The 7,206-nt window shown below is 66.2% G+C and carries 8 protein-coding genes and 1 pseudogene; 8 read left to right on the forward strand and 1 reads right to left on the reverse strand.

Annotated features, from left to right (window positions below):
* Nucleotides 1-234 precede the first annotated feature (234 nt).
* From EV684_RS19485 to EV684_RS19515, 7 genes are all read left to right on the forward strand, one after another.
* Entirely contained in the window at nt 235-1,569 is a 1,335-nt protein-coding gene (locus tag EV684_RS19485) for an MFS transporter (RefSeq protein WP_165908540.1), read from the forward strand.
* Nucleotides 1,570-1,686: 117 nt separating this feature from the next.
* Entirely contained in the window at nt 1,687-2,358 is a 672-nt protein-coding gene (locus tag EV684_RS19490) for a CoA transferase subunit A (RefSeq protein WP_132648987.1), read from the forward strand.
* Nucleotides 2,358-3,038 (forward strand): 3-oxoacid CoA-transferase subunit B, encoded by a 681-nt coding sequence (locus tag EV684_RS19495; RefSeq protein ID WP_132648988.1) that lies wholly within the window; start codon nt 2,358-2,360, stop codon nt 3,036-3,038. Before EV684_RS19490 ends, EV684_RS19495 begins: the two co-directional genes overlap by 1 nt.
* Nucleotides 3,035-3,376: a cupin domain-containing protein gene (locus tag EV684_RS19500; protein ID WP_132648989.1), complete on the forward strand. Its 342-nt coding sequence runs from the start codon at nt 3,035-3,037 to the stop codon at nt 3,374-3,376. Before EV684_RS19495 ends, EV684_RS19500 begins: the two co-directional genes overlap by 4 nt.
* A gap of 21 nt (nt 3,377-3,397) precedes the next feature.
* Nucleotides 3,398-4,186: an SDR family NAD(P)-dependent oxidoreductase gene (locus tag EV684_RS19505; RefSeq protein ID WP_132648991.1), complete on the forward strand. Its 789-nt coding sequence runs from the start codon at nt 3,398-3,400 to the stop codon at nt 4,184-4,186.
* Nucleotides 4,187-4,275: 89 nt separating this feature from the next.
* Nucleotides 4,276-5,076 carry a cyclase family protein gene (locus EV684_RS19510; RefSeq protein ID WP_132648992.1) on the forward strand — a complete coding sequence of 267 codons (801 nt, stop codon included), beginning with the start codon at nt 4,276-4,278 and terminating at the stop codon, nt 5,074-5,076.
* Nucleotides 5,077-5,274: 198 nt separating this feature from the next.
* Nucleotides 5,275-6,123 (forward strand): BKACE family enzyme, encoded by an 849-nt coding sequence (locus EV684_RS19515; protein ID WP_132648993.1) that lies wholly within the window; start codon nt 5,275-5,277, stop codon nt 6,121-6,123.
* Here the strand turns inward: EV684_RS19515 and EV684_RS19520 are convergent.
* Nucleotides 6,107-6,859 (reverse strand): Crp/Fnr family transcriptional regulator, encoded by a 753-nt coding sequence (locus EV684_RS19520; RefSeq protein WP_132648994.1) that lies wholly within the window; start codon nt 6,857-6,859, stop codon nt 6,107-6,109. The genes EV684_RS19515 and EV684_RS19520 overlap by 17 nt on opposite strands.
* 204 nt (nt 6,860-7,063) lie before the next feature.
* Between EV684_RS19520 and EV684_RS19525 the strand changes: the two are divergent.
* Nucleotides 7,064-7,206 (forward strand): annotated as a pseudogene (locus EV684_RS19525) (NAD(P)(+) transhydrogenase (Re/Si-specific) subunit alpha); the annotation flags it as partial.

The raw sequence follows: 7,206 nt of genomic DNA on the forward strand, positions 1-7,206 counted from the left end.
GCGCCTGCCTGCGCGGGCCCGGTCCAGCCCCCCGCGCGGGGTCAAGCGGTGCTTCGCGCAGCGCGAATCCGACTTTGCGTCAGATCAAAAACGCAATGTCAACCGCTGACAGTTCGCGCCCGATCGGCGCCGCCCCCAGGGATATCGTGTGTGCGTCCGACATACATCAAAAGACGAATAGACGAACCTTCCCGGACCCCGGCGGACAGGGGCCCTGTCATGAGGAGAAACGAGATGGGCGCACGCTTGCAAGCGGGGAAACCCCCGGCCACACCACCTATTGGCAAAAAGCCATCGGCGAATAACTTCGGCGGTTGGGGGTGGAGCATGATCGGCTTCAGCCTGCTGATGTACTACAACTTCGCGGCCTGGACCGCGGACGGCCTCAACGTGATTGTCGAGAGTTTTGTCGACCTTCACGGCTGGGATTATGCAACGCTGCTCGCATTCTCGACGCCGGCCGGCTGGCTGGGGGTTCTCGGGGCTTTCCTGATCGCCGAGATGATCAACCGCAAGGGCGCCCGCCTGGTCGCTGTCTGCGGTTTGATCGCACTCGGCGCGACGATGATCTGGTTCGGTCGTGTGACGACCCCGCTGGAATATGCCATCGGCCTCACCCTGATCAATTTCCTGGCCACCGGCACCTGTTTCAACGTGCCCGGCACGCTGCTCACCACGTGGTTCCCGCGGAAAAAGGGCCTGGCGCTCGGCTGGGCCACGATGGGCATGTCGCTGTGCACCGCGACGCTGGTTCCGCTGATGGTCATCCTGTTCGACCGCTTCGGCATCCAGGACGCCTATGCCGTCGTCGGCGGCACGCTCATGGTCTTCGGCGTGATCTCCTACTTCTGGGTCCGCAATACCCCCGAGGAACTCGGCTGCTCGCCTGACAACGAGCCCATGTCCAAGGAGGCGCTGGCCGAGAACCTGCGCGAGTTCAACGAGCACAAGAGCCCGTTCACGCTGTCCGTGCTGCTGCGCGACCGCGACATGTGGCTGATCTCCGTGGGTTACGGCGTGCTCTGGCTGGTGGATATCGGCGTGGTCAGCCAGCTGATCCCCCGACTGATTTCGGTGGGCTACGACAAGCAGACCGCGATCATGATGTTCACGACCGCGGCGCTGGTTTGTGCGGTATTCAGCTACTTCTGGGGCTGGGCCGACGTGAAATTCGGTACGCGGCGCACCAGCATCGCCTACTCGTTCTTCTTCGCGGCCACCCACGCCTGTCTTCTGGTGCGCGGCAGCGATGCCTTCACGTACTTCACCCTGCTGATGGTCGGGGCGAGTATCGCGGGTATCAAGGAACTCGCCACGTCGCAGGTCGGTTCGGTTTACGGGCGTTATGACTTCGCCGCTGCGAACCGCGTCATCTCGACGATCGCCTGCCTCTTCCGGGTGATGTGCTTCGCCGTCATCGCGGCCAGCCTGAAGTGGACCGGCGATTTCGACGCAGCCTACATCTTCTTCATCTTCCTGGACTTCGTCGGTGCCGTGCTGATTTACTTCATCACGACCGAGTGCAAAGGGCGCGTCGACCCGCAAGACGTCGCGCACGGAGCCCACTGAATATCACCGAGGCTGGCTCGCCAGAGTTTCTCCGACCCGCCAGCCTCGGTTGATGTTCCTCCGAACTAAGCCCGATCACCCCGCCGCATGCGGTCGGAACCCTTAGGCAAACAAACCATGATTTCCAAACCCCTGATCACGGCCGCCGACGCGGCGGCCCTCGTCGAGGACGGGATGACGGTGATGATCGGCGGCTTCATGGCGGTCGGCACGCCGGAAGCCATCGTCGACGCGCTGGTCGCCAGCGGCCGGCGCGAGCTGACGATCATCGCCAACGACACCGGCTTCGTCGACCGCGGCGTCGGCAAGCTCGTCGCCAACCGCCAGGTGCGCAAGGTCATCGCCTCGCACATCGGCACCAACCCCGAGACCGGCCGCCAGATGTCCGACGGCGTGCTCGAGGTCGAGCTGGTGCCGCAGGGCACGCTGATCGAACGCATCCGCGCCCACGGCGCCGGGCTGGGCGGGGTGCTGACCCCCACCGGCCTGGGCACGGTGGTCGAGAGCGGCAAGGCGCGTGTGCGTGTCGGCGACGCCGACTTCCTGGTCGAGACGCCGCTGCGCGCCGACATCGCCTTCATCCGCAGCTCGCGCTCGGACAAGGCCGGCAACTCGGCTTTCTACAAGACGACGAAGAACTTCAACCCGACGATGGCCACGGCGGCCGACATCGTCGTCTGCGAGGCCCAGGAGATCGTCGACATCGGCTACGGCCACGGCGACGACTTCCAGCTGCCGGGCATCTTCGTCGACTACCTGGTGGCGGCGGTGACGGGGGAGCGGCGCTGATGGACAAGAACCTGATCCGGCGGCGCATCGCGCGCCGCGTGGCCCGAGAACTGAAGACGGGCGACCTGGTCAACCTGGGCATCGGGCTGCCGACCGCGGTCGTCAACTTCGTGCCCGACGAGCTGGGCATCGTCTTCCAGTCCGAGAACGGGATGCTGGGCGTGGGCCCGGCGCCGACGCAGCAGGAAGAGATCGACCCGGACATCACCAACGCCGGCGGCCAGCCGGTCGGTGAACTGCCCGGCGCGATCTACTTCGACAGCGCGATGTCCTTCACGATCATCCGCGGCGGCCACGTCGACGTGACCGTGCTGGGTGCGCTGGAGGTCGACGCCGAGGCCAACCTGGCCAACTGGATCGTGCCGGGCAAGCTGGTGCCCGGCATGGGCGGTGCGATGGACCTCGTGACGGGGGCGCGCCGCGTCATCGTCGCGATGGAGCACTGCGACAAGAACGGCAGGCCGCGCGTGCTCGAACGCTGCTCCCTGCCCCTCACGGCCGTCGGTGTCGTCGACCTGGTCGTGACCGAGAAAGCGGTCATCGAGATGACCGAAGACGGACCCCTGCTGACCGAGATCGCCGTCGACACGACGGTGGACGAGGTCATGCGCACGACGGGAGCGCGGCTGGCGGTCGCGCTCGATCTCAAGACTTTCGGTGAAGAGGAGTTAGAGCAATGAAGGTCATGAACGTGGCGGCGGCCAAACCCTACAACCCCCCGCTGCACAACGGAATGGTGGCACTGAAGCTCAGCGACAAGGCGCTCACGGGTGCCGAGAAGTTCTGGTGCGGGATGTCCCACTTCCTGCCGGGCGGCGGTGCCGACTGGGCCTACGAGGACTCGCCGACCGAGAAGCTGTACTTCGTCGTCGAAGGCGAGCTGGTCATCAAGACCAAGGACGGCGAGACGACGGTGCGTGCCGGCGACGCGGTCTTCCTGGCGCCCTTCGAGGGCCGCTCGGTGATCAACAAGAGCAACTACCCCGCCAGCATGCTGGTGGTGGCGACGAACAGCTGACGAGAGAAGGAAGCAGACATCATGGACAAGCAATGGGACCAACGCGTGAAGTCGCTCTTCGACCTCACCGGACAAGTCGCGGTCATCACCGGCGGTGCCGGTTCGCTGGGTGAGGGCGTGGCCCGCGGCCTGGCGGTGCACGGGGCGACGGTGGTCGTCACCGGCCGCACGTTGGAGACGCTGCAGAAGGCCGTCGCCCAGGTCGAGGAAGCCGGCGGCAAGGCCATCGCGATCACCAGCGACGTGACCGACGAAGCCTCGGTGCAGGCGCTGGCCGACAAGGTGCTGAGCACCTTCGGCCGTGTCGACATCCTGGTCAACATCGCCGGCATCGCGCGCCGCCATGCGGCCGAGAAGTTCCCGATCGAGGACTTCCGCAAGGTCATCGACGCCAACGTCACCGGCACCTTCATCCCCTGCAAGGTGTTCGGCGAGATCTTCGTGCGCCAGAAGCACGGCAAGATCGTCAACACCTCCTCGGTGCGTGCCTTCGCGGGCCACCCGGGCGGCTACGCGGCCTACGGCACCAGCAAGGGCGCGGTCAACCTGCTGACCAAGCAGCTGGCCACCGAATGGGCCAAACACGGCGTCAACGTCAACGCCGTCGCGCCGACGATCTTCTGGACCCCGCTGACGCAGGAAGTCCTCGAGGACGAGAAGCTCAAGAAGATCTTCCTCGACCGCATCCCGATGGGCCGTGCGGCGGAGGTCATCGACATGGTCGGCACCACGGTCTACCTGTGCGCGCCGGCCGCCGACTTCATCACCGGCCAGGTCGTCTACGTGGACGGCGGCTGCACCGCGGGCTGAGGACCGTCCCGCGCGCCGCCGTTCCTCCACGGCCACAGGGCCCGCGGCGGCGCACCCCCAACCTTCTTCAGAGACAGACAGGAAACATCATGGGCAAGAAAGTACTCGTGGACCTGAGCCACCCGTTCGGCGCGACCTCGCCGCTGTGGCCGTATTTCCAGGCACCGCAGATCAGCAAGCTGCACTACATGGCCAAGTCGGGCGTGCTGACGCAGCAGATCACCGCGACGATGCACTGCTCGACGCACGCCGACTCGCCGGCGCACGTGGTCGAAGGCACCGAGTTCACGCACGAGATCCCGCTGGACAAGTACTACGGCGACGCCGTCTGCGTGCACATCGAGAAGCCCGAGTGGGGCGTGATCACCGGTGAGGACCTCGAGAAGGCGACCCCGGAAATCCGCCCGGGCGACATCGTCATCGTGCACACCGGCTGGCACAAGTACTACGGCGACAACACCAAGTACTACCACTACGCCCCGGGCCTGGGCCGCAGCGCCGGCGAATGGTTCGTCAAGAAGGGCGTGAAGGCCGTCGGCGTCGACCAGCAGGCGCTGGACCACCCGCTGCACACCGCCATCGGCCCGCACGGCACCGGCCCGCTGGTGCCGAAACTGATGGACGAGTACCGCGAACGCACCGGCCGCGAGGTCAAGGACGACTTCCCGGAATGGGAACCGTGCCACAACCTGATCCTCGGCAACGGGATCATGGGCTACGAGAACGTCGGCGGCGACATCGAGAAGGTGGTCGGCAAGCGCTTCAAGATCATGGGCTTCCCGATCCGCTGGTACATGGGCGACGGCTCGTGGGTGCGCCTGGTTGCCGAGATCGACGAGGACGACCTGAATCCCGTTCCGGACCGCGTCTACAAGTACGGCACGTACTAAGGCCCACCCCCGAAGCGCCTTCGGCGCTTCCCCCTCAAGGGGGCGCCGCCAGTACCCCGGCAGAGCCGGGGTACGGCGGCCGCTTGATGCGCCGAAGGTGATCGGGGTGCCTTTTCCTAGCCCCTCACGCAAGCACAAGTGCCGGCGCCGCTCCTCCGGGTTGGATGCGGCAGACGGCCGATCGAAAGAAGGACTGACATGAACCTCAGCAACAAGGTGATCTGCACCGTGGCGTGCACCGGTGCGTGGCCGAGCAAGGCCGACACGCCGTACATCCCGCTGACGCCGCAGGAAGAAGCCGACGAGATCGTGCGCTGCTGGGAGGCGGGGGCCTCGATCGCGCACATCCACGTGCGCAACGACGAAGGCAAGGCCTCGATGGACTTCGACAAGTTCGCCGAGACCGTGCGCCTGGTGCGCGCGCGCGCCGACATCGTCCTCAACCTGACGACCTCCGGCGGCCTGGGCCTGACCGACGAGGTCCGCATGAAGCCGTTCCAGGAGCTGCGCCCCGAGATCTGCTCGTTCGACGCCGGCACGATGAACTGGGCGCACTCGACGATCTTCGAGAACAGCCCGCGCTTCCTGGAGAAGCTGGCCATCGAGACCGCGGCCTGCGGCGTGAAGCCGGAGTACGAGATCTTCGACGCCGGCATGATCTACAACATCGGCTACTACCGCCGCAAGGGCCTGCTGCAGCACCGCCCGCACTTCCAGTTCGTGCTCGGCGCGCCCGGCGGCATGACGGCCGAAGTGCGCAACCTGATGTTCCTGCTGGACACCTGCCGCGAGGTCGTCGGCGAGGACTTCACCTGGGGCGGCCTGGGCATTGGCAAGGGTCACCTGCCGATCCAGCTCGCCTGCCTGGCGCTGGGCGGCCACGTGCGCGTCGGCATGGAAGACAACATCTTCTACCGCAAGGGCCAGCTGGCCAAGAGCAACGTCGAGTTCGTCGAGCGCGTCAAGCGCCTGGCGGCCGAAGTCGACAAGGAAGTCGCGACGCCCGACGAGGCGCGCGAGATCCTTCAGCTCAAGCGTCAGGCCTGAGGCCGGAGCGATCGTGATGCGGCTCGTGCGCCTGCGCCGGAACCTCGCCGTCTTCGTCGGCGCGCGGGGTCCCGGTGTCGGCCTCCGTCGCCAGCCCGTCCAGACCGTGGGCGGCGACGCGGCGCAGGCGCTCGAGGTCCAGCACGATCGTCTTGCCGTACTTGGAGCCCATGATCCCGAGGCGCCCGAAGTGCTTGATCGTCTTGGCGACGAAGGGGCGCGACAGGCGCAGGCAGTCGGAGATGAACTCGATCGAGAACGGGAGCTGCTGCTGCGGGATCGCGCTCCAGCTGCAGCAGTGCACGAGGAACTGGGCGATCCCCTGTTCCTTGGACGCCGCCTTGTGCGTGCACAGCGCCAGGCGCATGTCGTCGAGGATCCGGCCCAGCCCATTGATCACGAAGGACTGGAACTCCGGGAAGTGCTCGAGCAGGTGCATGAACACGTGGCTCGGGATCACCAGCAGCTCGACGCGGGTGACCGCGTAGAGCTCGAAGTCCAGCGGCCGGTGCTGCAGCGTGTTGTTCACCAGCAGCAGCCGGTCGGGGTGGTAATGCGTCAGCAGGATGCGCTCGTTCTCGGAGTTCGTGATCCACGAGAACAGCATCCCGTTGAGCGTGTAGACCACCGCGCCGGGCTGAGCGCCCTGCGGGAAGACCACCGAGTTGCTCGGGTAGGTGCGCAGCTTGGAGCCGTCGGCGATCGCGTGGCGCAAAGGCTGGGAGAACCCCCTCATCAGGGGCAGTTCGAGGAGCTTGGAGGTGTCCACGTGAGGCCGTACTGCAGTTGCGGGAGGCGCCCCGACGGGGCGCCTCGGGCAGTCTAGTCCGTGCCCCGCGCCGAATCCACTGATTGGAGGATGCGGCGTGGAAATTGTGAGATCTGCAAAACACCGGGAGACGGGGCGAGAGGCCTGCGTCTGCCGAGGAGAAGTGTTGTCATGAATATCGGAGTGCCGCTGGAGACCGCGCCCGGGGAAACCCGGGTGGCCGTCACGCCAGAGACGGCGAAGAAACTGAAGGCGCAGGGCCACACCGTCAGGGTGCAGAGCGGCGCGGGCGTGGCGGCGAGTGCGCCGGACGA

Origin of the sequence: Rubrivivax gelatinosus (genome assembly GCF_004340905.1) — a bacterium.
Lineage (GTDB): Bacteria > Pseudomonadota > Gammaproteobacteria > Burkholderiales > Burkholderiaceae_C > Rubrivivax > Rubrivivax gelatinosus.